The organism is Pseudomonas lactucae, from assembly GCF_036688725.1.
GTDB classification, from domain to species: domain Bacteria; phylum Pseudomonadota; class Gammaproteobacteria; order Pseudomonadales; family Pseudomonadaceae; genus Aquipseudomonas; species Aquipseudomonas lactucae.
The window spans coordinates 138,047-162,397 of record NZ_JAQQPT010000014.1; the positions used below are offsets into that span (position 1 = coordinate 138,047).

Annotated in this window: 24 protein-coding genes and 1 other RNA gene; 13 read left to right on the forward strand and 12 right to left on the reverse strand. The window is 62.3% G+C overall.

All coding sequences use genetic code 11. The annotated features are described in order from the left end of the window. The first annotated feature begins 96 nt into the window (after positions 1 to 96). The 4 genes from zipA (at position 97) to ffs (ending at position 4,945) form a co-directional block, all read left to right on the forward strand. Positions 97 to 966: a cell division protein ZipA gene (gene zipA / locus V6M90_RS17605; protein WP_042945128.1), complete on the forward strand. Its 870-nt coding sequence runs from the start codon at positions 97 to 99 to the stop codon at positions 964 to 966. A gap of 86 nt (positions 967 to 1,052) precedes the next feature. Next, positions 1,053 to 3,422: an NAD-dependent DNA ligase LigA gene (ligA, locus tag V6M90_RS17610; protein WP_332846856.1), complete on the forward strand. Its 2,370-nt coding sequence runs from the start codon at positions 1,053 to 1,055 to the stop codon at positions 3,420 to 3,422. 113 nt (positions 3,423 to 3,535) lie between these two features. After that, complete coding sequence (locus tag V6M90_RS17615) at positions 3,536 to 4,699, forward strand: zinc-binding metallopeptidase family protein (RefSeq protein ID WP_003175490.1); 1,164 nt, start codon at positions 3,536 to 3,538, stop codon at positions 4,697 to 4,699. Between the two features lie 149 nt (positions 4,700 to 4,848). Next, positions 4,849 to 4,945, forward strand: an RNA gene (gene ffs, locus V6M90_RS17620) — signal recognition particle sRNA small type. A 108-nt stretch (positions 4,946 to 5,053) separates the two neighbouring features. On the opposite strand, the gene V6M90_RS17625 is transcribed toward ffs, so the two are convergent. Further along, positions 5,054 to 5,617, reverse strand: coding sequence for a hypothetical protein (locus V6M90_RS17625; RefSeq protein ID WP_003175489.1), 564 nt, complete (start codon positions 5,615 to 5,617; stop codon positions 5,054 to 5,056). Between the two features lie 260 nt (positions 5,618 to 5,877). Between V6M90_RS17625 and V6M90_RS17630 the strand changes: the two genes are divergently transcribed. The 3 genes from V6M90_RS17630 to V6M90_RS17640 all read left to right on the forward strand — a co-directional run bounded on the left by V6M90_RS17630 (position 5,878) and on the right by V6M90_RS17640 (position 8,223). Then, on the forward strand, positions 5,878 to 6,924 hold the full coding sequence (locus tag V6M90_RS17630) for an N-acetylmuramidase family protein (protein ID WP_003175488.1): 1,047 nt from the start codon (positions 5,878 to 5,880) through the stop codon (positions 6,922 to 6,924). Position 6,925: 1 nt separating this feature from the next. Then, positions 6,926 to 7,516: a hypothetical protein gene (locus V6M90_RS17635; RefSeq protein ID WP_078825696.1), complete on the forward strand. Its 591-nt coding sequence runs from the start codon at positions 6,926 to 6,928 to the stop codon at positions 7,514 to 7,516. Between the two features lie 89 nt (positions 7,517 to 7,605). Next, a complete protein-coding gene (locus tag V6M90_RS17640; RefSeq protein WP_332846857.1) occupies positions 7,606 to 8,223 on the forward strand; it encodes a hypothetical protein in 618 nt (205 codons plus the stop codon). 56 nt (positions 8,224 to 8,279) lie between these two features. Here V6M90_RS17640 and V6M90_RS17645 read toward each other — a convergent pair whose 3' ends face one another. Both V6M90_RS17645 and V6M90_RS17650 read right to left on the reverse strand, forming a co-directional pair. Next, positions 8,280 to 9,185, reverse strand: a complete 906-nt coding sequence (locus V6M90_RS17645; RefSeq protein ID WP_003175486.1) for a DUF2167 domain-containing protein — start codon at positions 9,183 to 9,185, stop codon at positions 8,280 to 8,282. A gap of 61 nt (positions 9,186 to 9,246) precedes the next feature. Beyond that, positions 9,247 to 10,110 (reverse strand): LysR family transcriptional regulator, encoded by an 864-nt coding sequence (locus tag V6M90_RS17650; protein WP_003175485.1) that lies wholly within the window; start codon positions 10,108 to 10,110, stop codon positions 9,247 to 9,249. A 101-nt stretch (positions 10,111 to 10,211) separates the two neighbouring features. Between V6M90_RS17650 and V6M90_RS17655 the strand changes: the two genes are divergently transcribed. Continuing rightward, positions 10,212 to 11,171 (forward strand): DMT family transporter, encoded by a 960-nt coding sequence (locus V6M90_RS17655; RefSeq protein WP_332846858.1) that lies wholly within the window; start codon positions 10,212 to 10,214, stop codon positions 11,169 to 11,171. On the opposite strand, the gene V6M90_RS17660 is transcribed toward V6M90_RS17655, so the two are convergent. Together V6M90_RS17660 and V6M90_RS17665 are read right to left on the reverse strand one after the other, a co-directional pair. Continuing rightward, positions 11,085 to 11,456 (reverse strand): VOC family protein, encoded by a 372-nt coding sequence (locus tag V6M90_RS17660; protein ID WP_141063535.1) that lies wholly within the window; start codon positions 11,454 to 11,456, stop codon positions 11,085 to 11,087. The two genes, V6M90_RS17655 and V6M90_RS17660, sit on opposite strands and share 87 nt — an antisense overlap. 54 nt (positions 11,457 to 11,510) lie before the next feature. Beyond that, positions 11,511 to 12,272 carry a substrate-binding periplasmic protein gene (locus tag V6M90_RS17665; protein ID WP_332846859.1) on the reverse strand — a complete coding sequence of 254 codons (762 nt, stop codon included), beginning with the start codon at positions 12,270 to 12,272 and terminating at the stop codon, positions 11,511 to 11,513. 133 nt (positions 12,273 to 12,405) lie between these two features. On the opposite strand from V6M90_RS17665, the gene dnaX reads away from it, so the two are divergent. The 4 genes from dnaX to recR all read left to right on the forward strand — a co-directional run bounded on the left by dnaX (position 12,406) and on the right by recR (position 16,694). Continuing rightward, the gene (dnaX, locus tag V6M90_RS17670; protein WP_332846860.1) at positions 12,406 to 14,448 is read left to right on the forward strand and encodes a DNA polymerase III subunit gamma/tau; all 2,043 of its coding nucleotides are present in this window, start codon (positions 12,406 to 12,408) and stop codon (positions 14,446 to 14,448) included. 43 nt (positions 14,449 to 14,491) lie between these two features. Then, complete coding sequence (locus V6M90_RS17675; protein WP_003175481.1) at positions 14,492 to 14,830, forward strand: YbaB/EbfC family nucleoid-associated protein; 339 nt, start codon at positions 14,492 to 14,494, stop codon at positions 14,828 to 14,830. Positions 14,831 to 14,990: 160 nt separating this feature from the next. After that, positions 14,991 to 16,025 (forward strand): NADP-dependent oxidoreductase, encoded by a 1,035-nt coding sequence (locus V6M90_RS17680; RefSeq protein WP_332846861.1) that lies wholly within the window; start codon positions 14,991 to 14,993, stop codon positions 16,023 to 16,025. A gap of 66 nt (positions 16,026 to 16,091) precedes the next feature. Next, positions 16,092 to 16,694, forward strand: coding sequence for a recombination mediator RecR (gene recR, locus V6M90_RS17685; RefSeq protein ID WP_042945124.1), 603 nt, complete (start codon positions 16,092 to 16,094; stop codon positions 16,692 to 16,694). Positions 16,695 to 16,886: 192 nt separating this feature from the next. On the opposite strand, the gene V6M90_RS17690 is transcribed toward recR, so the two are convergent. Further along, positions 16,887 to 17,435: an adenine phosphoribosyltransferase gene (locus tag V6M90_RS17690; RefSeq protein ID WP_003175478.1), complete on the reverse strand. Its 549-nt coding sequence runs from the start codon at positions 17,433 to 17,435 to the stop codon at positions 16,887 to 16,889. Positions 17,436 to 17,514: 79 nt separating this feature from the next. After that, the gene (fnr, locus tag V6M90_RS17695; RefSeq protein WP_003175477.1) at positions 17,515 to 18,249 is read right to left on the reverse strand and encodes a fumarate/nitrate reduction transcriptional regulator Fnr; all 735 of its coding nucleotides are present in this window, start codon (positions 18,247 to 18,249) and stop codon (positions 17,515 to 17,517) included. A gap of 154 nt (positions 18,250 to 18,403) precedes the next feature. On the opposite strand from fnr, the gene V6M90_RS17700 reads away from it, so the two are divergent. Then, positions 18,404 to 18,868, forward strand: a complete 465-nt coding sequence (locus tag V6M90_RS17700; RefSeq protein ID WP_003175476.1) for a hypothetical protein — start codon at positions 18,404 to 18,406, stop codon at positions 18,866 to 18,868. A gap of 3 nt (positions 18,869 to 18,871) precedes the next feature. Here V6M90_RS17700 and hemN read toward each other — a convergent pair whose 3' ends face one another. From hemN to V6M90_RS17725, 5 genes are all read right to left on the reverse strand, one after another. Further along, positions 18,872 to 20,254 carry an oxygen-independent coproporphyrinogen III oxidase gene (gene hemN, locus V6M90_RS17705; RefSeq protein ID WP_003175475.1) on the reverse strand — a complete coding sequence of 461 codons (1,383 nt, stop codon included), beginning with the start codon at positions 20,252 to 20,254 and terminating at the stop codon, positions 18,872 to 18,874. A 102-nt stretch (positions 20,255 to 20,356) separates the two neighbouring features. Continuing rightward, positions 20,357 to 21,040 carry a sulfite exporter TauE/SafE family protein gene (locus V6M90_RS17710; protein ID WP_332846862.1) on the reverse strand — a complete coding sequence of 228 codons (684 nt, stop codon included), beginning with the start codon at positions 21,038 to 21,040 and terminating at the stop codon, positions 20,357 to 20,359. Further along, positions 21,033 to 21,251 (reverse strand): cbb3-type cytochrome oxidase assembly protein CcoS, encoded by a 219-nt coding sequence (gene ccoS / locus V6M90_RS17715; protein WP_078734208.1) that lies wholly within the window; start codon positions 21,249 to 21,251, stop codon positions 21,033 to 21,035. Before ccoS ends, V6M90_RS17710 begins: the two co-directional genes overlap by 8 nt. A 22-nt stretch (positions 21,252 to 21,273) precedes the next feature. Further along, positions 21,274 to 23,724 (reverse strand): heavy metal translocating P-type ATPase, encoded by a 2,451-nt coding sequence (locus tag V6M90_RS17720; protein ID WP_332846863.1) that lies wholly within the window; start codon positions 23,722 to 23,724, stop codon positions 21,274 to 21,276. A gap of 82 nt (positions 23,725 to 23,806) precedes the next feature. Continuing rightward, entirely contained in the window at positions 23,807 to 24,346 is a 540-nt protein-coding gene (locus V6M90_RS17725; protein ID WP_003175471.1) for a FixH family protein, read from the reverse strand. Between the last annotated feature and the right edge of the window lie 5 nt (positions 24,347 to 24,351).

The window sequence follows — 24,351 nt, forward strand, 5'->3', positions numbered from 1 at the left end:
CAGTCAGAACATAGAGTTGGCGCCACGTTTTAAAGCGGTTTGCACGGTGCTAAACCCCTTATTTTTCAGCATTTTTTTATAGAGGCACGGGATTACATGGAAATCGGTCTGCGCGAGTGGCTGATCGTCATCGGCATTATTGTCATTGCCGGTATTCTTTTTGATGGCTGGCGCCGCATGCGCGGTGGCAAGGGCAAGCTCAAATTCCGTCTGGACCGCAACCTGTCCAACTTGCCCGACGACGACGGCAGCGCCGAGCTGCTGGGGCCGCCCCGTGTGCTGGACACCCATAAAGAGCCGCAGCTGGACGAGCACGACTTGCCGTCGATGAGCGCGCCGGTGCGTGAAGCCCGTGAACCGTCCACCAAGCGCGGCAAGCGCGCCGCCGCCGGCGTGGCCGAGCCGCATCAGGGCGACCTGAACCTCGACGTCGACGATGGCCCGAGCTTCAGCAGCCGCGACGATGATTTCCCGGATGAAAATGTCGGCAAGGCCGCCAGCGCGTCGCGCCAATCGGTCAACGATCAGCCGGCCGCCGAAGAAGTGCTGGTGATCAGCGTGATCTGCCGCGACGCCGCCGGCTTCAAAGGTCCTGCACTGCTGCAGAACATCCTCGAGAGTGGCCTGCGTTTCGGCGAGATGGATATCTTCCACCGTCACGAAAGCATGGCCGGTAATGGCGAAGTGCTGTTTTCCATGGCCAATGCGGTCAAGCCGGGCACCTTCGACCTGGACGATATCGACCTGTTCAGCACCCCGGCGGTGAGCTTCTTCCTCGGCCTGCCAGGCCCGCGTCACCCGAAACAGGCGTTCGATGTGATGGTGGCCGCTGCCCGCAAGCTGTCCCAGGAACTCAACGGCGAACTCAAGGACGACCAACGCAGCGTCCTTACCGCCCAGACCATCGAACACTACCGTCAGCGCATCGTCGAATTCGAGCGTCGCGCCCTGACACAGAAACGCTGAGGTTTGGCCTCGAGCGTTGTCGATAGAATAAGCGCACCAACATTTGAGCAGCTTCGGCTGCTCTTTTGCTTTATGAGAGAACACCCATGACCGCCTCCCACACCCGCATCCTCGAACTGCGCGCTGAACTGGATCAGCACAACTACCGTTACCACGTGCTCGACGAGCCGAGCATTCCGGACGCCGAGTACGACCGCCTGTTCCACGAGCTCAAGGCCCTGGAGGCCGAGCATCCGGAGCTGGTGACGCGTGATTCGCCGACGCAGCGGGTCGGCAGTGCGGCGTTGTCGGCGTTCACCCAAGTGCGGCATGAGATCCCGATGCTCAGCCTGGGCAACGCCTTTGATGAAACCACCATGTTGGAGTTTGATCGCCGGGTCACCGAAGGCCTCGACCTGCCGGTGGGCGATCTGTTTGGTGGTGGCGCGGCGGTGGAATACAGCTGCGAGCCCAAGCTGGACGGCCTGGCGGTCAGCCTGCTGTACCAGGACGGCGAACTGGTGCGCGGCGCCACCCGTGGCGACGGCACCACCGGTGAAGACATCAGCGTCAACGTGCGCACCGTGCGCAATATCCCGTTGAAGCTGCACGGCACCGGTTGGCCGGCGACCCTGGAAGTACGCGGTGAAGTGTTCATGTCCAAGGCCGGTTTCGAGCGGCTTAACGCCTCGCAACTGGATGTGGGCGGCAAGACCTTCGCCAACCCGCGCAACGCCGCCGCCGGCAGCCTGCGCCAGTTGGACTCGAAGATCACCGCCAGCCGCCCGCTGGAGTTCTGCTGCTATGGCATCGGCCAGGTGACCGCCGATATCAGCGACACCCATATCGGCAACCTCAAGCAGTTGCAGCAGTGGGGCATGCCCATCAGCCACGAGTTGAAGCTGGCCAAGGGTATCCAGGAGTGCCTGGACTACTACCGCGACATCGGCGCGCGGCGTAACAGCCTGCCCTATGAAATCGACGGTGTGGTGTTCAAGGTCAACAGCATCGCTTCCCAGCGCGAACTGGGTTTCCGCGCGCGTGAGCCGCGTTGGGCCATCGCGCATAAATTCCCGGCCATGGAAGAACTCACCGAGCTGCTCGACGTGGAATTCCAGGTCGGCCGCACCGGCGCCGTTACCCCGGTGGCGCGCTTGAAGCCGGTCAAGGTCGCCGGGGTGACGGTGTCCAACGCCACCTTGCACAACATGGACGAAGTCGCGCGCCTGGGCTTGATGATCGGCGACACCGTGATCATCCGTCGTGCTGGCGATGTGATCCCGCAAGTCGTGTCGGTGGTCACCGAGCGCCGCCCGGAACACGCCCGCGCCGTGCAGATCCCCGAGAGCTGCCCGGTGTGCGGCTCTCACGTTGAGCGCACACAACTGGTCAAGCGCAGCAAAGGCAAGGAAACCGTCAGCGAAGGCGCGGTGTACCGGTGCGTCGGGCGCCTGGCCTGTGGCGCGCAGCTCAAGCAGGCGATCATTCATTTTGTCTCGCGCCGGGCCATGGACATCGACGGCCTGGGCGACAAGACCATCGAGCAACTGGTGGATGAAAAGCTCATCGGTTCGCCGGCTGACCTCTACAAACTCAAATACGAGCAGATCATCGACCTGGAAGGCTTTGCCGACATTTCCAGCAAAAAGCTGATCACCGCTATCGAACACAGCAAGGCGCCGACCCTGGCGCGTTTTATCTACGCCCTGGGCATCCCCGATGTGGGCGAGGAAACCGCCAAGGTGCTGGCGCGCTCCCTGGCGTCCCTGGAGCGGGTGCGCAAGGCTTTGCCCGAAGTGCTGACGTACTTGCCTGACGTGGGCCTGGAAGTGGCGCACGAGATCCACAGTTTCTTTGAAGACAGCCATAACCAGCAGGTGATCGGCGCGCTGCTGTCGCCGGACGAATGCGCCCTGCAATTGCAGGACCAGGGCGAACTGAGCGCCGAGTTCGCCGCCAGCACCACCCTGGGCGGTCTGCTCGACAAACTGCACGTACCCAGCGTGGGCCCGGGCGCCGCGCAGAAACTCGCGGACAAGTTCACCAGCCTCGAAGGCGTGATCAAGGCCGACTGGCTCGACATGCGCCAGGCCCTGCCCGAGAAGCAGGCCAAGGCCGTACGCGACTTTTTCGACAATGCCGACAACGCCAACCGCGCCCTGGCCATCGAGCAGCAGCTCAAGGACTTCGGCATGCACTGGCAGAGCGAGAAGAAAGTCGTCGAAGGCCTGCCGGAAGCCGGCCACACCTGGGTACTCACCGGTTCCCTGGAACTGATGAGCCGCGACGTGGCCAAGGAAAAACTCGAAAGCCTGGGCGCCAAGGTGGCCGGCTCCGTGTCGGCGAAAACCCATTGCGTCGTGGCCGGGCCGGGTGCCGGTTCAAAACTGGCCAAGGCCAGCGAACTAGGCCTGAAAGTGCTGGATGAAGAGGCGTTCGTGGCCTTCCTGGCCAAGCACAACATCCCGATTGATTGATTTTGTGGTGAGCGGGCTTGCCCCGCGCCGGGCTGCAAAGCAGCCCCCCAAAGAAAGTGGAACGATCCCAACCCCCAAATGATCTAGTCTCAGTCACCCAGGGAGAGATCGCCATGTTCCGCTACTTCGAGCAACTCAGTTCGCGCATCGCCGCACCGTTCATGGCCGACACCTCGCGTAACAGCAAGGTCTGGCACTGCCGTTGCGGGCAATCGCTGTTCTTTCGCAACAGCCAGTGCCTGGCCTGTCAGGCGCTGTTGGGCTACCAGCCGCAGCAAAGTCGTTTGTCTTCGCTGCAACCCGGCCCCGTCGAAGGTACCTGGCTGCCAGATGACAACCTCGACGCCGGCGCTTTCCGTCGCTGTGCCAATCTCGACACCCCAGCCGCCTGCAATTGGCTGATCCCCGCCCATAGCACCGCAGCGCTGTGCGTGGCCTGCAGCCTCAACCGCACCATCCCCGATCTCTCGATGCCGGAAAACCACGAGCGCTGGCTCAAGGTAGAAACCGCCAAGCGCCGGCTGGTGGCACAACTGATCAGCCTGGGCCTGCAAGTGGTGCCCAAGCGCGCTGACGAAGACACTGGCCTGGCATTCGATTTCGTCGGCGTTGACCTTGAGGGCAACGCGCCCATGACCGGCCACGCCAACGGCCTGATCACTCTGGACATCAAGGAAGCGGACGACGCCCACCGTGAAAAGATCCGCGTGCAGATGCGCGAGCCTTACCGCACCTTGCTCGGCCATTTTCGCCATGAGGTCGGCCATTACTACTGGGACCGCTTGATCGCCAATAGCCACTGGCTGGAGCCTTTTCGCCAGTTATTCGGCGACGAACGCGCCAGTTACGCCGACGCCCTCGACCAGCACTACCAGAACGGCCCGCGCCCGGACTGGCAACACACCTGCGTCAGCGCCTACGCCACCATGCACCCCTGGGAGGATTGGGCGGAAACCTGGGCGCATTACCTGCACATGATGGACGCCGTCGACACCGCATTGGGCTTTGGCATGAGCGCCCGCGAGATGGACCTGGATTACCAGCCGTTTCCTCTCACCACGCTCTACGACCCCGAGCACCCAGGCGGCCCGGCGTTCCTGTCGTTCGTCAACGCCTGGATCGAACTGGCCGGCATGCTCAACGAACTGTCGCGCAGCATGGGCCAGCCGGATTTCTATCCCTTCGTGCTGCCACCGGCGGTGATCGCCAAGCTGCACTTTATTCACCTGGTGATCCAGGAAGAGGGCGGAAGGGCAGATGAGGTGTTGCAGGCTTAGTGATGCGCCAATGTGGGAGGGGAAGCCGATGGCCGTGGCAAGTGCTTGAGCCCCTTCATATTTTTAATCCGTCACCAACGGTTGTAACTTCCGATCAGATCGGTACAATGGCGCGGCTTGCCGAGAGGCCAGCGTCGTTATGGTGACCCCATCGGTCCCCCCGCAACGATTACCCGTGAACCTGGTCAGAGCCGGAAGGCAGCAGCCACAGCGGGAACATTGTGTGCCGGGGTGTGGCTGGTGGGGTTGCCTCCATAACGCTCTCCCTGATTCACCCCCTCCAAGCCAAAATTTCATACACGCTTTGCTGGCAACGCTGCCCGCGAATGGATGTGTGCTGTGCGCTTAACCGCATTACGGGCGGTACAGCGGGAAGGCCTCTATCACCGGCACTATTTCGCGGCCTGTCTCTATGGCGATTTCAGACGGGTTGCTCGGTTTTGGAATATTGCGCGCGTAGTGAAAAATAATGGTTTGGCCGCTGGCAGTGTCCTTGTAGTACTTGAAATAACTGATTTCAGAGAACTGTCCGTCCTTACGCAGTGCCGTGGGGAAAAACATCATCGAATAATCGATTCCGGTTTTATTGTCCGTCAGCAGGATCGCCGGCATGTTCGGGTTTTCCTGCTGGTGCAGCGCGATGGCGCGCTTGGCCAGGTCCAGCGGCTTGAAGCGGTTAAATTCCGGAGCAACGACGGTGAAGTCCACCATTTCACTCCAGGCATCGATACTTTCCCGCGCAGGGAAAAACTCCCAGAGACCCGCTTTGTGGAATTTCAAAACGAACGTCTTGCCGGCGAACTCTACCGATTGGGTTTGGGCAATCGAAGGGCGTGACAGGTCGGGGGGCACAGGGGCTGGCGATGTGCAGCCGCAGAGTAGAGCCAAGACAGACAGAACAAGCAGTGTGGCTTTCATTTCATTCCTTGAAAGTGGGGCGAAAGGGCATTTTGCGCGAGTGACAGTAGCCCAATGCGTGACTGAATACTGCGCCTGAATCAAAAAATCTGCCTTTCGCACACCTACCCGTGAGGGTTCTTTCACAGGTTTTATATCTGCTTCTGGACAACGTGAAACCACCTTGTTAGTTTCCGCCAGCCACTTGTTTCAGCGTATGACAGGGGCGCCGATTTGATATTGAAGTGCTATCACTTCTTTAACTAACAAGGATGTCTGTGATGAAAAGCCTGCAAGGTTTACCCCGTCTTATCAGTGCTTCGGTAGGCGCGCCGGGTAAAGCCCGTAACTTGCCCGCCGATGTTCAGTGCATCCAGTATCTGTTCAATTTGATCATTCCCAAGATGGGTTTTCCGCTGGCCGAAAACGGCAAGTGTGATGGTCAGTTGGTGCAGTGCATCAGTCAGTACCAGTTCCGCCATCTGAAGTACGCGCACCCCGATGGTGTGATCGACCCCACCGGTCGCACGTTCAACAGCCTGATCGAAGAAGCGGTGAAAGTGCCGGTCAAGGCCTTCCCGACCCAGCGCATCCCGACCTTTCTCAACGCCTTCGGCAACAACAACGGCGATGCGGTACAGGCCACGGTCAATGTGTACCTGGACCGTATGCGCGCGATGATCGAGGCCGAACGGCGTAACCGGCAACTGATGCTCCAGGCCACGTGCGACGGGGGCATGACCCTCAGCGAAACCGACTATCAGAACGCCGCCACGCAACTGGGCAACGGTATCCCGGTGAATATCATCAAGGCCTTCGCCACCGTGGAATCCGGCGGACGCTCCGGTTTCGGACCGGCCAAGTTGCCGGTGATCGCGTTTGAAGGGCACTTGTTTCGCAAGTACACCAAGCACATCTACGACCAGGCGCACCCTCTGTTGTCTTACCCGTACGTGAAAAAGGCCGGGCCGCAGTGGCAGACCAATAACAAGGACCAGATCAAAGCCTGGGAAACCATGGCGACTGCGTTTGCCCTGGACCAGGAGGCGGCATTGATGTCGGCTTCGTGGGGCATGTTCCAGATCATGGGCTTCAACTTTTCATCGTGCGGTTACAAAACAGTGTTTGAATTTGCGGCGGCGCTGAAAGTGAATGCCGGCAACCAGCTAAAGGCATTCCTCGGCTTTTGCAGCAAGAGCCCGGCGTTGATGAAGGCCATGAAGGCCAAGGACTTTACCGGCATGGCGCGTAACTATAACGGTGAGGACTACGGCAACTACGACGTCCTGATGAAGAAAGCCTACGAAAAACTTGAAGGGAAAAAATAGGATGATCCGTTTTCTAGCGATAGGTGCGTTGTCGTTGTGCGCCGTGGCACCGGCCATGGCCGGTTCGGCGGCGTTGCATTCGGGCAAGTATGAAGGGCTGATGCTGGCGGTGACGCCGGACCATCAGGTCGAAGGGTTCTATTCGGAATCAATGGGCGAGGGCGTCAGCCGCGGTTGCACGTTCTACCTGCAAGGCAAGCCTGGCGCGCTCACCACTTGGCTCGACAGCACCTACCCCGGCAGCGTGGCGCCTGCGTCGGATGGCGTGACCCTGACCGTGCAGGAAGGGCGTCAGCATCCCGGTTGCCTCAACGTCCTGATGCCGGAGATTGCCACCGGCCTGGACCTGACCCAGACCGCCAACAAACAGTGGATCGGCCTGGTCACCGTGTCGGCCGACAAGGCGTACCTGCAGAAGACCCCAGGCGCCAAGGTCGCGAAACGACCGTACATCGTCAAAAATGACGTGGTGGGTGTGTTGGCGTTCAAGGATGGCTGGGCGCAGGTGGAATTCATCAACGCCGATGACCGTTCGTTCACTGGCTGGATCAGTCAGGATCAATACAGCCGCTTGGCTGCGCCGAAAAGCTGATCCGCAGTCCTTGTATCTACTCAATGTCGGCCGTGTTATCAACGGCCGCGTCGGGTGGCGTGTGCCCCCCGCAGACACGGATGTCCTTCATGCGTATTTATTCAATCTTTTTGTTATCCGCGCTGGCGCTTGGTTTGCCCGGTTGCGTGATGATTCCTTATGAAAGCCCCGAAGCACGGGCCAAGATTGAACATGACCTGGGCGTTGCGCCGGCCGATGTAATCGGGATTACCGAAACCAACTGGTGCCCTTACACCTATGGGGTTGCAGAGATCTGTCATGCCACGCAGGGCTTGGGTGTCCTGACCAAAAAAGGATTTATTCTCAGCCTCTACCAGAATAAGTCCTACATTCCGGTCAGAACGTTGCGGGTCGATGAGGTGACGTGCGCAAAAGTGACGGAGGGCCGCGACAAGCCTGAAATCTTCTACGTGTTCACTAAAGACGATGCCTTCATGCTGGCCCCCATCACGCCGGGTGGTCGAGTGAACATACCGATGAAACTCAAGATTTTCGATTACTTGCTGGGTAATCGGCAGAAGGTATTCAGCGGCGTCGAAGGCTCATTTGTGAAGTTCACTGGTGAGCGGGTCATGCGCTATGTGACCGTGCCTGGCTATAAACCGGGGTGGGCTGTTGTCGACGAGTTTGCGATTGTAAACCCGTGCCCGAGTGCGACGCAGTCACAGCCAGCGGCGCAGAACTGAACAAAGCCTTTATGCCGCAAAGTGTCAGGCATCTTGCGGCATTTTTACAGGCGAACTCAGTCTTTGTTACGGCCGAACAGCTTGCGCACCCCAGCGAGCAGCGCGACCACGCCAATCACCAGAAACTTCTTCGCCGCCAGCAGGAAGATGCCGATCTTGGCGAACAGCCCGGCTTTGGCGGCAATCCCGCCAGCTACCAGGGCTGCCAGGCCATAAGTGGCCAGCTTGTCGGTTTTCGGGTTGAAGTCGGTGTAGAGGTTGCCGTCGGTGAAGTTGGTAAAGGCCAGGACCTTGGGCAGTTCCTGCTTGATGGTCGGCAAATCGGCCATGGCCGCGACGGCGTTGAGTTCCAGCACGCCTTCACGACCCAGTACGCGGATGCTGTAGTTGAGCGTGTTCTGGTCGGCGTCGTCGGCTTTGAGCTCGCGCGCCCAGTACATCTTGTGGGAGGTGTCGTCATAGTGCGGCGGTTCGGCCCAGCCCAGCAGGTGCAGGCCGGCATAGCCTTGTTTCTTGCGTTCCTGGTTTTCGGCTTCGTCTTCTTCCTGCATTTGCTTGAGCAGGTCGGCGTAGTCGATTTTCGCGGCGTCTTCGTCGGAAATATGCCCGTCGGCCTTGTAGCTGACGATCACGCCCCAGCCGCGCTCGGACAACGGGCTGACCGCTTTGGGCACGATCATACCCAGGGTCTTGAAGCCCGGCGGGTTGCCCCAGCCATCGGTGAGCAGGCGTTCGGTGTCGGCGGGGTTGAGGTAGTAGAACTCATCGTTGAGCTTGAGCGTTGCAATGCCGCTGGGCAGGGTGACCGTGCCGGTCTGCTGCTTGAGTGACGCAAGAAAATGCTCGGCGGTCTCGGCGGGCGCACTGGCTTCAACCGGCGTAGCGGGGGCGGAAGCAGCAAAGGCGGGGGCGACAGTCAGGCTCAGCGCGGCTGCCGCCAGCAATAGGCGGAAGTAATTCATGGTAGTCCCTTACATTTTGAATTAATTTCGCGGGAGGATAACTGAAATAATCCGTTACAGGTTAGCCAAACGTCTCGCGCAACAGCCCGGCAAATGCATCCCGCGCCAGGTGGCGCTGGGTGTCCTTGTGCCAGAACAGCAGGTTGTCCACGGCCTGCAATTCGTCAAACCGGTACGACGCCAGCTGATCGGCCTGCTCATAGCGGGCCAGAATGCCTTCCGGCGCCAGCGCCACGCCAATCCCTGCACTCACGCAACCAATGATCGTGCCCCAGCTGGCATAGCTGGCGATGGCCGGCTTGAAGTCGTGGGGCTTGAGCCAGTTCTCCAGCGCCGCCCGGTAAGGGCAGCCCGGCGGCCACACCAGCAGGGTGCGGCCGGCGAGGTCTTCGGCACTGCGGATCGGTGCGCTGGAGGCGCTGGCGATCAGCACCAGGCGTTCGCTGTAGACCACACTGTGTTCGAGCTTGACGCGCTTGTTGCTGGCGGCCACCAGCGCGACATCCAGTCGATGATGCTGCAGGTCGTCGAGCAATTGGGCCCAGGCGCCAGTCACCAGCTCCAGGCTGACGTCGGGGTAACGTCGGTGATATTCCGCCAGCAGCGGCGGCAGGCGGCCGCTGGCGCTGGACTCCACCGCGCCGATGCGCAAGGTCCCACGGGGAATGGCGGTGGCGTCCACCGCGCGCTTGGATTCGTCCACCAGCGCGAGGATGCGCTCGCAGTACTCCAGGAAGATCTCTCCGGCCGCGCTGATCGCCAGCCCGCGACCGGCGCGAATGAACAGCGGCGTGCCCAGCTCGCTTTCCAGCTGCTTGATGCGCGTGGTGATGTTGGACGGTACGCAGTGCAGTTGCAGGGCGGCCTGGGCCACGCTGCCGGTTTGCGCCACGGCTCGCACCATTTTCAGTTGGGCCAGTTCCATTGCTCAGTTCCGCTGATTTCAGAAGTCAGAAACACTTAATTGTCCTACTGCCTGCCGGGGCCAAGACTGACGGCATTCCTTGTCAGTTTCGGACACCATCGATGAACACCCCGTCACCCGTGAAGCTTACGCTAGTCATCGCCAGCGTGATCCTCTGCTGGGCCTTTTCGCCGACTGGCGTGCACATGGGCCTGCACAGCTACAACCCCGGCCAACTGGCGTTGCTGCGGTTCCTGATCGCCTCGGTATTCATGGGCGGGGTGGCACTGGTGATGGGCATCGGTCGTCCGTGTCTGCGGGATGTGCCGTGGTTATTGGTGCTGGGTTTTTTCGGCGTGTTTCTGCACCACATGAGCCTCAATGCCGGGCAGCAATGGGTAACGGCGGCGGCGTCCAGCGTATTGGCGCAGTCGGCGCCGCTGTTCAGTGTGCTGATCGCGTCTTTCTGCTTGAAGGAACGCGTCAGCGCCTGGCGCTGGAGTTGCGTGCTGGTGGGGTTGCTGGGGGTGCTGGTGGTGATGTGGGGCGACCAGGGCGTGGGCGATATCGACCCGCATGGCTTGCTGATCCTGCTGGCGGCGTTTTCGTGGAGCGTGTATTTCGCCGTCCAGAAGCACTACGCCCATCGCTACAGCCCACTGACGATGGCGTGCTACATGGTGTGGTCGGGCACCCTGATGCTTGGCGTCAACCTGCCGGGCCTGCCTGCCGCTGTGGCACAGGCGCCGTTGGCGGATAACCTGGCGGTGCTGGCGCTGGGGATTTTCCCGAGCGCCTTGGCGTACCTGGCCTGGGGCTATGTGCTCAAGCATGTCGAGGTCAGTCGCGCGACAGTGGCGATGTACCTGATCCCGCCAGTGGCAATGGTGATAGCCGCGACATTGCTGGGAGAGCACATTGCCCTGCAGGTGGTGCTCGGCGGGGTGATTGTGCTGGCCAGCGTGGCGGCCATCAGCCTGGAGCGGCGCTGGCGCTCAGTCGTTCAGGCTGAACGCACGCAAGCGGTGACCGTCGGGGTCCTGGGCGACGAAAGTGTAGCCAAAGTCCACAGCGGTCGGTGACTGCAGGATCGGCGCGCCGCGCTCAACCCATTGATCGTGCAGTGTCCGCACGGCGGCGGCGTCAGCCAGGGCAAAGCCCACTTCGCCCCCACCGCCGGTGGCCTCGGCGGCCGGCTGCACGGTGTGGCGCGACCACAGGCCCAGCTTCACGCCGTTGTCGAGTATGAACAGGGCAAAGGTCGGATTGAGCTCCACGGGTGGCTTGTCCAGCAGGCGGCTATAGAAGTTGGCACTGGTGGCCGGGCTGTCGACATACAGCAGGAAGTAATGGGCGACGGTGTTCATGCAGGCTCCTTGGGAACGGACGTTGAGTGGCGCCGAGTCTATAAGGCGGCCCTGTCAGTTCTTGTCAGGAGTGTGCAGCGGCACCGGATCCTCGCCGGTGTACAGTTTGATGATGTCGTCGATTTCTCCGGACCTCTTCATCTGCAGGAGCGTGCGCAGAATCTGTTGCACCGGCACGCTCGGGTCATTGCGCACGAGGCAGCCGAGGTCTTGCTCGTCAATCACGGCCACTTTGTGCAGCCGGTGGCCGACCGGCATTTTCTGGTTGAAGCGGTCGATGATCCATTCGTTGCTCGCCGCGTAGGTGTAACGCCCGGCCACCAATTTGTGCAGCACTTGTTCTTCGCTGCGCGCATCGTCCCGGCTCAACTGGCCGCTGGCGAACAGCGGATCGAGGATGGCATAGCGGTAGTTAAGCACCGTGCCGATCGCCTGGGGTGCCAGCTTGAGCCCCTGTACCGGCCGGCTGTGGGCACTGACCAGCACGTTGCGCTGCACCATCAGCGGCACACTCCAGATGTAATCGCCCGACAGGTTATCGACCCATGACGGCGTGACATAACAGCGCACATCGATTTCGCCATGGGCCATGGCCGTAGCGATGCGTGCTCGTGCGAGCACATGGAATTGCGCCGGATGGCCCACGTGGGTGGCCAGGCTCGACATCACGTCATACAAAATACCTTGGATGGGCCGGCCATTATCCAACTGCACCATGGGCATCGCCCAACTGTCGGAAACCGAGAAACGCAGCGGCGCGGGCGCCGCGAAGCTTGCCGTGGTCATCATCCATAAAGCGCCCAGGACTACGCGCATACACTCTCCGGGTTCAGGCCCTTGCCGGGCCACTGCGCAGAGCTTAGTCAGATTAGACGAGCGTGCCGGATGCAATTTCCCCCTTGCTCCGCTAGCATTACCGGCTTCCGCTTCCCAGTTGCGACGGTTTTCGATGAGTTATCAGGTTCTTGCACGTAAATGGCGCCCGCGCTCGTTCCGCGAAATGGTCGGCCAGACCCATGTGCTCAAGGCTCTGATCAATGCCTTGGACAGCCAACGGCTGCACCACGCCTACCTGTTCACCGGTACGCGCGGGGTGGGCAAGACCACCATTGCGCGCATCATCGCCAAATGCCTGAATTGTGAAACCGGTATCACTTCGACGCCTTGCGGCACCTGTTCGGTGTGCCGGGAGATCGACGAAGGGCGTTTCGTCGACCTGATCGAGATCGACGCCGCGAGCCGCACCAAGGTCGAAGACACCCGCGAACTGCTCGACAACGTGCAGTACGCACCCAGTCGCGGCCGCTTCAAGGTCTACCTGATCGACGAAGTGCACATGCTGTCCAGCCATTCCTTCAACGCCTTGTTGAAAACCCTGGAAGAGCCGCCGCCCTACGTCAAATTCATCCTGGCCACCACCGATCCGCAGAAGCTTCCTGCAACGATTTTGTCGCGGTGCCTGCAGTTCTCCCTGAAAAACATGACGCCCGAGCGCGTGGTCGAGCATTTGACCCACGTGCTGGGCGTCGAGAACGTACCGTTCGAAGACGACGCGCTGTGGTTGCTCGGCCGCGCCGCCGACGGCTCGATGCGTGACGCCATGAGCCTCACCGACCAGGCCATCGCCTTTGGTGAAGGCAAGGTCATGGCCGCCGATGTGCGTGCCATGCTCGGCACCCTCGACCACGGTCAGGTGTTCGACGTGCTGCACGCGCTGATCGAAGGTGATGCCAAGGCATTGCTCGAAGCCGTGCGCCACCTGTCGGAGCAGGGCCCGGACTGGAACGGCGTGCTCTCGGAAATCCTCAATGTGCTGCACCGCGTCGCCATCGCCCAGGCCCTGCCGGAAGGCGTCGACAACGGCCATGGCGACCGCGACCGCGTGTTGGCCCTGGCCCAGGCGTTGCCGGCCGAAGACGTGCAGTTCTACTACCAGATGGGCCTGATCGGCCGCCGCGACCTGCCGCTGGCGCCGGACCCGCGTGGTGGTTTCGAGATGGTGCTGTTGCGGATGCTGGCCTTCCGGCCTGCAGACACGGCCGATGCACCGAGGCAGCCGCTAAAGCCAGTGGGGATCAGCCAGGCCACAGTTGATTCCGCCAAACCAGTGGCTGGCGCGGCGGTGGTTGCGCCAGTGGTCGCTGCGCCTGCGCCTGCGCCTGTCGCAGCGGCGCCGGTGGCCGCGCCGGAACCGGTTATCGAGCCCGAGCCGGTCGTGGACCTGCCATGGAACGCCCCGGTGGAAGCCGAAGTCGAGCCCGAACCCGAGCTGCAACCCGTCGTGGAGCCCGTGCTGGAAACCATCGGCGAGCAGCCCGAGCTGACACCGATGCCTGCGCCCACCCCGGACAGTGTCGTGCCCGCCGCGCCGGAATGGGTATCCGCGCCGCTGCCCGAGCCGACCGTGGCCCAGGTAGACGCGGCCACGCCGGGCATCGACCTCGATGACGACGAGCCGCCGCTGGACGAAGACTACATCGAGCCGGACATGGATTCGGCCTACAGTTACCTGGACGAGTTGGCCAGCGAACACACCGCCGAGCCTGCGCCCGAGCCCGAGCCTGAACCCGCCGCGGCCCCGGCCACCGGTTTGGCGTTGCAGTGGCTGGAACTGTTCCCGAAACTGCCGATTTCCGGCATGACCGGCAGCATTGCCGCCAACTGCACGCTGATCTCCATCGAGGGCGACCATTGGTTGCTGCACCTGGACCCGGCCCATAGCGCCTTGTTCAACGCGACCCAGCAACGTCGCCTCAACGATGCCTTGAACCAGTACCACGGGCGTACGTTGACCATCGCCATCGAGCTGATCAAGCCTGAGCAGGAAACCCCGGCCCAGGCCGCCACGCGCCGGCGTATCAACCGTCAGCGCGAGGCTGAGGATTCGATCCATGGCGATCCGCTCATCCAGCAAATGATGCAACAGTTCGGCGCGGTCGTGCGCCCGGATACAATTGAACCTGTCGAAGCCCCGGTGCCTCAGGCGTCCTGACACCGGGCTACTTACTTGATCCACGTACTTTGAGGTGATTCCCATGATGAAAGGTGGCATGGCCGGCCTGATGAAGCAGGCACAGCAGATGCAGGAAAAGATGGCCAAGATGCAGGAAGAACTGGCCAACGCTGAAGTTACCGGTAAGGCTGGTGGCGATATGGTCAGCGTGGTGATGACCGGTCGTCACGACATCAAGCGCGTGAGCATCGACCCAAGCGTGCTGCCAGGCGTGGGTGAAGATGACCTGGAAATGCTCGAGGCGCTGTTCGCCGCGGCCGTCAACGACGCCGTGCGCAAGATCGAAGCCAACAGCCAGGAAAAAATGGGCGGCGTGACCGCCGGCATGCAACTGCCGCCGGGGATGAAGCTGCCGTTCTGATCGAGCAGCGTCAGCTAGACTCCAATGCCAGGCCCAGCGCCTGGCATTTTTTTTATCACCGCTCCCCCCCGTAGCAGCTGCCAAGTCGAACCTGTGCGTCTTTGGCGGTGTCTGCACTTGAGGCTATTGAAATTTCGATCATTGTTAAAGGAGCCCCGTGATGCCTCAAGAATTGACCCTGAACCAACGCATCGTGCTGGTCTCACGCCCCCAGGGCGCACCCACCCCGGAGAACTTCCGCCTGGAGCGCGTCACTCTGCCGGAACTGGCGGACGGCGAGGTGCTGCTCAAGACCCTTTACCTGTCTCTCGACCCCTACATGCGCGGACGCATGAGCGATGCACCGTCCTACGCGGCACCGGTGGAAATCGGCGAGGTGATGACCGGTGGCGCTGTCAGCCGTATCGAACAATCGCGTAATCCGAAATTCGAAGTGGGCGACCTGGTGGTCGCGGCCACCGGCTGGCAGAGCCACAGCATTTCCGATGGCCGCAACCTGATGCCGGTGCCCCAGGGCCTGGCCAGTCCTTCCATGGCCCTGGGGGTGCTGGGCATGCCGGGCATGACCGCCTACATGGGCCTGACGGACATCGGACAACCCAAGGCCGGCGAAACCCTGGTGGTCGCGGCGGCATCCGGCGCGGTGGGCTCGGTGGTAGGCCAGGTGGCCAAGCTCAAGGGCTTGCGTGTAGTCGGGATCGCTGGCGGCGCCGAGAAGTGCCGCTATGTGGTGGAGGAGCTGGGCTTCGATGCCTGTATCGACCACAAGAGCGCCGAATTTGCCCATGAGCTGGCGCAGGCCTGCTTCAAGGGTGTGGACATCTACTTCGAGAACGTCGGTGGCAAGGTGTTCGACGCCGTCGTGCCATTGCTCAACCCCAAGGCGCGCGTCCCCCTGTGCGGGCTGATTGCCGGCTACAACGCCCATGAGGCGCCCAGCGGCCCTGATCGCTTGCCGGCGTTGCAACGCACCTTGCTGACCAAGCGTGTGCGCATCCAGGGCTTTATCGTGTTCGACGACTACGGTGATCGCCAACCCGAGTTTCTCAGCGCCATGGCGCCCTGGGTGCGCGAAGGCAAGATCAAGTTCCGCGAAGACGTGGTCGATGGCCTGGAGCAGGCCCCCGAAGCCTTTATCGGTTTGCTCGAAGGGCGCAACTTCGGCAAGTTGGTGGTACGGGTCGCGCAGGATTGAGCATTTGACGCTAATCCGAGGCGCGGGTATAAACCGCGTCTCGTTGTTTTGTCGGACCTTTCGCCCATGAGCTTCAGCCCCCTGATTCGTCAACTGATCGACGCCCTGCGCACGTTGCCGGGCGTCGGCCAGAAAACCGCCCAGCGCATGGCGCTGCAACTGCTGGAGCGTGATCGCAGCGGCGGCACCCGGTTGGCCCAGGCCCTGAGCCAGGCCATGGAAGGTGTCGGCCACTGCCGCCAGTGCCGCACCCTCACCGAAGAAGAACTCTGCCCGCAATGCGCCGACCCGCGCCGCGACGACACGCTGCTGTGCGTGGTCGAAGGACCGATGGACGTGTACGCGGTGGAGCAGACCGGTTATCGCGGGCGCTACTTCGTGCTCAAGGGCCACCTGTCGCCACTGGACGGCCTGGGCCCCGAAGCCATCGGCATACCGCAACTGGTGGCGCGGATTGAAGAGCAGGGCACCTTTAGCGAAGTGATCCTGGCCACCAACCCGACGGTGGAAGGTGAAGCCACTGCCCACTACATCGCCCAATTGCTGAGCAACAAGGGCTTGATCACCTCGCGTATCGCCCATGGCGTGCCGTTGGGGGGCGAGCTGGAGCTGGTGGACGGCGGCACCCTGGCGCACTCGTTCGCCGGTCGCAAGCCGATCGCACTCTAAAGAACACCGCAGTACCCAATGTGGGAGGGGCGGTGCGACGATTCGACTTGCCCTACTGCCAGTCAGTTAAGGGACAACACTGTATCTGTGGCGAGGGAGCAAGCTCCTCGCCACAGGTCACTTTTTACCCCTTCAAAGCCTTGACTGACTGGCATTGGGGCTTGCCCGCGATGGCGTCAGTCAGGCCAAGCGTTAACGTTCAGTCAGCGCAAACTGTGTCAGGCAAAAAGTCGGAATACCCATATCTTCCAAGCGCTGCGAGCCGCCCAGTTCCGGCAGGTCGATAATCGCCGCCGCTTCAAAGACCTTGGCGCCCATGCGCCGCACCAGGTTCGCCGCCGCGATCAAGGTGCCGCCGGTGGCGATCAGGTCATCGAATATCAGCACCGAATCACCTTCACACAGGCTGTCGGCGTGCACTTCCAGGAAGGCTTCGCCGTATTCGGTCTGGTAACCCTCGGCCAGCACGTCGGCCGGCAGCTTGCCCTGCTTGCGGAACAGAATCAGCGGCTTGTTCAGTTGGTAGGCGATGATCGAGCCGATCAGGAAACCACGCGCATCCATGGCGCCGATATGGCTGAAATCGGCTTCGACGTAGCGCTGGGCAAAGCTGTCGGCCACCAGGCGCAGGGCCTTGGGGGATTGGAACAGCGGCGTGATGTCACGGAAGATCACCCCAGGCTTGGGGAAATCGATGACGGGGCGGATCAGGGATTTGATGTCGAACGAATCGAAGGTCATCGTCGAAGAGTCCTGGGAGGAAAACGGACCCGGAGTATACCTGCGGCCTCGCCGGTTGGCGCGGCCGCGGGCGTCTGCTTCAGCCTTCCAGAGAACCGCCGGCCAGCGCGCACAACTGGATCGGATCGAGGATATGCACTTCCTTGCCTTCGGCGGCCAGCAGTTCGTTCTGCTGGAAGCGCGTGAATACGCGGGAAACGGTTTCCACCGCCAGGCCCAGGTAGTTGCCGATTTCGTTGCGCGACATGCTCAGGCGGAACTGGTTGGCCGAGAAACCACGGGCACGGAAGCGCGCCGACAGGTTGACCAGGAAGGTGGCGATGCGCTCATCGGCGGTTTTCTTCGACAGCAGCAACATCATTTGCTGGTCGTCACGAATTTCGCGACTCATCACGCGCATCAACTGGCGACGCAGTTGCGGCAATTGCAGGGCCAGTTCATCCAGGCGTTCGAAGGGGATTTCGCACACCGACGTGGTCTCCAGCGCCTGGGCCGACACCGGGTGAATCTCGGTGTCCATGCCCGACAACCCGACCAGCTCGCTGGGCAGGTGGAAGCCGGTGATCTGTTCTTCGCCGCCGTCGCTCAGGCTGAAGGTCTTCAAGGCGCCTGAACGTACTGCATAGACGGAATCGAACGTGTCGCCCTGGCGAAACAGAAACTCGCCTTTCTTGAGCGGGCGACCGCGTTTAACGATGTCGTCCAGCGCATCCATGTCTTCCAGATTCAACGAAAGTGGCAAGCAGAGGGGAGCCAGGCTGCAATCCTTGCAGTGGGCCTGGCCGTGAGCGCGCAGTTTGGCTGGCTCGGACATTTCTTAAATCCTTGTGGGAAAACACACATAAGACGTAAGGGTACAGCACTCGGGGGCGGTGAGGCCAGCCTGTACAAAAAAGCCGACGCGGTATAAAGAAACTGATAAAAGCGCCGATAGTCTGCTATCGACTCTCTATCATCAGGCATCGCTCATGCTCTCGTTAACCAGCAATCTGACGGCCAGTGTCAACATACCCGCGGCGCAGGCGACCCAAGACAAGGCGGTGACGCCGAACGATGATGGCAGCGGTGTTGACGAAAAGGCCAAACCTGGCGTTTCGGTCACGATCTCCGGTGCGGCGATGCAAGCGCAGACGGCGCAAAAAACCTCCAACAGCGACATCGACGACAGTGGCCTCTCGGATAACGTCAAGCAACTGCTGAAGATGATTCGTGAGATTAAAAAACAGATCGCCGAGAAACAGGCTGAAATGGCTGCCGTGATGGCGGACCAGAGCCTCAGCCCTGAGCAGGCCAGGGCCAAGCTGTCCGGCCTGCAAGCGGCCTTGGGCGGGCTGCAGGCCGGCTTGATCACGGCTCAAACCTCCCTGGCCAAAGCCATGAAAGGCATGAGTGCCGGTGATGCGATCAAGGCGGCCGGCCTGGCAATGAAGTAACGCCTAGATCACCCGCGAGAACCGCTGCCGGTTCTGGTGCTCAAGGTAGGCGTCGAACACCATGCACACCGATCGCACCAGCAACCGCCCGGCAGGCAATACACGAATGCCCTTGGCGTCGAGCTCGATCAGGCCGTCGGTGGCCATCGCCTCCAGTTGCGGCCAGATGTCGTCGAAATACCCGCGAAAATCAATGTTGAAGGTCTGTTCGATCGGTTCGAAAGCCAGGTTGAAATTGCAGATCAACTGTTGAATCACTTCCCGCCGCAACCGATCGTCCGTGGTGCAGACCAGGCCACGGCTGGTGGCCAGTTGCGCGCCGGCCAGGGTGTTCTGGTAGCCATTGAGATCGCTGCTGTTCTGGCAGTAGAGGTCGCCGATCTGGCTGATCGCCGACACACCGAGCCCGATCAGGTCGCAGTGACCGTGCGTGGTGTAGCCCTGGAAATTGCGTTGCAGGGTGCCTTCTTCCTGGGCGATGGCCAGCTCGTCATCCGGCAGGGCGAAATGGTCCATGCCGATGTAGCGATAGCCGGCCTGGGTCAACTGCTCGATGGTGGTTTGCAGCATCAGCAGTTTTTCGGCCGGTGACGGCAGGTCGTCGGTGTTGATCCGCCGCTGGGGCATGAAGCGCTCCGGCAGGTGCGCGTAGTTGAACACCGACAGGCGGTCCGGTTGCAGCTTGATCACTTCTTCCACGGTGCGCGCGAAGTTGATCGGCGTTTGCTTGGGCAGGCCGTAGATCAGGTCGATGTTGATCGAGCGAAATTGCAGGGTCCGCGCGGCGTCGATGACCGCGCGGGTTTCTTCCAGGCTCTGCAGGCGATTGACCGCCCGTTGCACCTCGGGGTCGAGGTCTTGCAGGCCCACGCTGACACGATTGAAACCCAGCTCGCGGAGCAGGCCCATGGTGGCCCAGTCGGCTTCGCGCGGGTCGATCTCGATGCCGTAGTCACCGGAGTCATCGTCGAGCAAATTGAAGTGCTGGCGCAGGCAGGTCATGACCTGGCGCAGTTCGTCGTGGCTGAGAAACGTGGGCGTTCCGCCGCCGAAATGCAGTTGCTCCACCGGCTGTTTCGGGTCCAGGTGGCAGGCCACCAACTGGATCTCCTGCTCCAGGCGTTGCAGGTAGGCGTGGGCGCGGCCACGGTCCTTGGTGATCACCTTGTTGCAGGCGCAGTAGTAGCAAATGTTCGCGCAGAACGGCACATGCACATACAGCGACAACGGTCGCGCGGCCTTGCGGCTGTCGCGCAGGGCGTGAAGCAGGTCGAACGTGCCGACCTGGCTGTCGAATTGTACGGCGGTGGGGTAGGACGTGTAGCGCGGTCCCGCCAGGTCGTAGCGATGAATCAGATCAGTGTCCCAACGAATGGCGTCGAGCATGCGGGCGTCCCCCGGATAGGCTAGTGGGCCGAGTCTAGGGGCTGGCCGGGGTGGGCACCTTGATTTGCATCAACAGGCAGCGGCGCTATGCCACATGGCCCTTTAATGGCCCATCAGCCAGTGCTGATGCGGCCCCGGCAAGGTCCATAGGCCAAACACCATCACCAGCAACCCACCGGCCATGCGCACGCTGCGTTTGCGCAATAGCGTGGTCACGCGTTCGGCCGCCAGCCCGGTGGCCAGCAGTACCGGCCAGGTGCCCAGGCCGAAGGCCAGCATCAGCAGCGCACTGTCCAGCGCATTGCCTTGGCTCGCGGCCCAGAGCAGGGTGCTGTAGACCAACCCGCACGGCAACCAGCCCCACAGCGCGCCCAGCAGCAGGGCGCGCGGCAGGCTGGACACCGGCAGCAAACGGCTGGCGACGGGCTGGATATGCCGCCACAGGCCGCGCCCGAGGCGTTCGATGCGCGTCAGGCCGCTCCACCAGCCGGCCAGGTACAGGCCCATGCAAATCAACAGCACACCGGCCAACACACGCATGAACAGGGCCGCCGGGCTATTGGCCACCGCCCAGCCGGCCAGGCCGATCAACAGCCCTGCCGTGGCGTAACTGAGGATGCGCCCCAGGTTGTACGCCAGCAGCAGGCGAAACCGGCGACTGCGTTGCTCCCTGGGAATTGCCAGGGTCAGCGCGCCCATCAGCCCGCCGCACATGCCCAGGCAATGGCCACCGCCCAGCAGGCCCAGGATCAGCGCGGAGGCCAGCAACGGCGCCAGTTCAAGCATGGGGCGGGTCTTTGGGCGTGGGCGGTTGCGCCGGGCCGTTGGCTTCGTCGACGGCGGCCAGGTGGTTGGGGTCCTGGTCGTCGAACAGCACGCTGTGGGCCGGGCCGTCGAGGTCGTCGTACTGGCCGCTGTCCACGGCCCAGAAGAAGATGTAAATGGCGATGGCCACTATCAGCAGCGCCGCCGGAATCATCACGTATAAAGCTGGCATCTGCACTCCATGCCCGTGCGGCTCACGCCGGCGGCGGGCGGGTGATTGAGGGGGTACCGGTGGCCGGCGCGCTCGGCAGGCGAGTCAGGCGCAGGGCGTTGAGCACCACGGTCAACGAACTGATGGACATGCCGACCGCCGCCCAGATGGGGGTGATCCAGCCGAGGGCGGCAAACGGCAGCATCAGGCCATTGTATAGGCCTGCCCACAGCAGGTTTTCAATAATCACCCGTCGGGTGCGTCGCGCCAGGCTGAAGGCCTGCACCAACGCGTCGAGGCGGTTGGACAACAGCACCGCATCGGCGCTGGTCTTGGCCAGGTCGGTGGCCGAGCCCATGGCCACGCTGATGTCGGCGGCGGCGAGCACGGGCACGTCGTTGACGCCATCGCCGAGCATCAACACCTTGCGGCCTTCCTTGTGCAGTTGTTGCAGCACGTGCAGCTTGTCGTCGGGGCGCAGGCCGCCGTGGGCCTCGTCGATACCCAACTCGGCGGCGACGCTGGCGACCATCGGCGAGCTGTCCCCCGACAGCAGCAACGTACGCCAACCGCGCGCCTTGCAGGCCGCGAGCAGCGCGGGGGCGTCGCTGCGCAGGCGGTCGTCGAGCACGAACCAGGCGAGGGCGCCGTCGCGGTCGCCCAGCAGCAGCCATTGCCCGGCGTCGTCCGGTGCAGCGGGGATCGGGCAACCACTGAGTTCACAGACAAAACCCGGCTGGCCGATGCGTAGCAAACGCTCGCCCACACGCCCTTCCAGGCCAAGACCAGGGGTACTGAGTACTTCATCGGCGGCCAACGGCGCGCGGCCGAAGGCGCGAGCAATCGGGTGTTCGGAACGGTTTTCCAGGGCGGCCGCAAGGCTCAGGCAGCGGTCGCTGTTCAGCTCGCCCAATGGCCGGATCGCCCGCAGTGCCAGGCGGCCCTCGGTGAGGGTGCCGGTCTTGTCGAAAATCACCGTGTCGATTTGGTTCAGGCCTTCCAGCACATGCCCGCGGGTCAGCAACAGCCCGAGTTTGTGCAGGGTGCCGGTGGCGGCGGTGAGGGCGGTCGGCGTGGCCAGGGACAGGGCGCACGGGCAGGTCGCCACCAGCATCGCCAGTACAATCCAGAATGCTCGCGATGCATCCAGCTGCCACCACAGCAGGCCGATCAGCGCCGCGGCGATCAGCGAACACAACAGGAACCACTGTGCGGCGCGGTCGGCGATTTGCGCCAGGCGCGGCTTCTCGGCCTGGGCCCGTTCCAGCAGGCGCACGATGGCGGACAACCGCGTCTCCTGACCCAGGGCGCGCACTTCGACGCTCAGTGCGCCCTCGACATTCAGGGTGCCGGCAGTCACCGCATCACCGACCTGGCGCGGCTGCGGCAGGTATTCGCCGGTGAGCAGCGACTCATCGATGCTGGACTGGCCGTCGAGGATCACGCCATCGGCCGGCAGCACCGCGCCCGGATGCACCAGCACGCGGTCGCCCAGCGCCAGTTCGCTCAACAGGATGCGCTCGCTCTGGCCGTCGGCTTGCAAGCGCAGGCACGAAGCGGGCAGCAGGTTGACCAGTTGCGCCGTGGCGGCCGCCGTGCGCTCGCGGGCACGCCGCTCCAGGTAGCGTCCGGCCAGCAGGAACAGCGCAAACATGCCCACTGCATCGAAATACAGTTCGCCCACGCCGGTGATCGCGGTCCAGATCCCGGCCAGGTAGGCCCCGCCAATGGCCAGGGACACCGACACGTCCATGGTCAGGTGGCGCGTGCGCAGGTCACGCATGGCACCCTTGAAGAACGGCGCGCAGCTGTAGAACACAATCGGCGTTGTCAGAAACATAGCAACCCAGCGCAGGATCACGTGCAGTTCCGGGCTCAGGTCGATATTGAATTCTGGCCAGGTGGCCATGGTCGCCATCATCGCCTGGAACCACAGCAGCCCGGCCACGCCGAGCTGGCGCAAGGCCAGGCGGTTTTCGCCGGCCAGTTGCTCGGCGGCGCGATCGGCTTGATACGGGTGGGCGGCGTAGCCGATATGGCGCAGTTCGCTGAGCAGTTGGCTCAGGGGCAGTTGCCCGTCGGCCCAGCGCACTTGCAAGCGATGGTTGGACAAGTTCAACCGCGCCTCGGCGACGGCGGGCAGGTTGCGCAGGTGTTTTTCGATCAGCCAGCCGCAGGCGGCGCAGCTGATGCCCTCCATCAGCAGGGTGGTTTCAGCCAGTTCGCCCTGGTGGCGCACGAAGGGTTTTTGCACGTCGGCGCGGTCGTACAGCGCCAGTTCGTCCACCAACTGCACGGGCAGCGTTTCGGGGTTGGCCGACGCTTCGCTGCGGTGTTGGTAGTAGCTTTCCAGGCCGCCGGCGACAATCGCTTCGGCCACTGCCTGGCACCCCGGGCAGCAGAACTCGCGGCGTGCGCCGAGGATGTCGGCGGTGAACCGGCTGCCGGATGGGACGGGCAGGGCGCAGTGGTAGCAGGGGGTTGGGGTGGTCATGGTTAGGGGTCTTGGCTGGCTGGGAGGGCCTCATCGGGGCGGTGCGACGATTCGACTTGCCCCGATGCGCAAAGCGCGGCTTTTACTTCTTAAGGTCTTCGGCCCCCTGCAACGGTTCATCCCCCAGCAGCAAGTCTTTGTCGTGGGTGACCTCTTCTTCCTCGAACAGGCGCCAGGTCTTGTCGCCTTCCACCCCCAGCAGTTCCACAAAACGACGCCCCTCGACCTTGTCGGTGACCTGGCCGATGTAGCGACCGGGTTCGCTGTCGCTGCGGGTCAGGTTGACCTTGCGATCTTTCTGCGGCTGGGTCGGAGAAATCAGGTTGAGTTCCAGGGTATTCGGGTTGCTGTAGCCGGTCAGGTTCAGCTCGACTTCACCGGTCAGCTCATCCAAATGCAGCTTGGCGCGCAACTGCAGGGTCTGGGCCAGGCGTTCGCGGTCCAGGGAACGATTGATGCCTTTGCCGGCCTCGTAGTAATTGTCGTTGACCAGGTTGTCCGGGTTATTCACCGCGATGGTCACCATGGACAAGGTCAGGGTCACCGAGCAGGCGAGGATCCCGATGATGATCCAGGGCCAGAGGTGCTTGTACCAAGGGCTTGCGGCAGTGGTTGCGGGCATTCTCG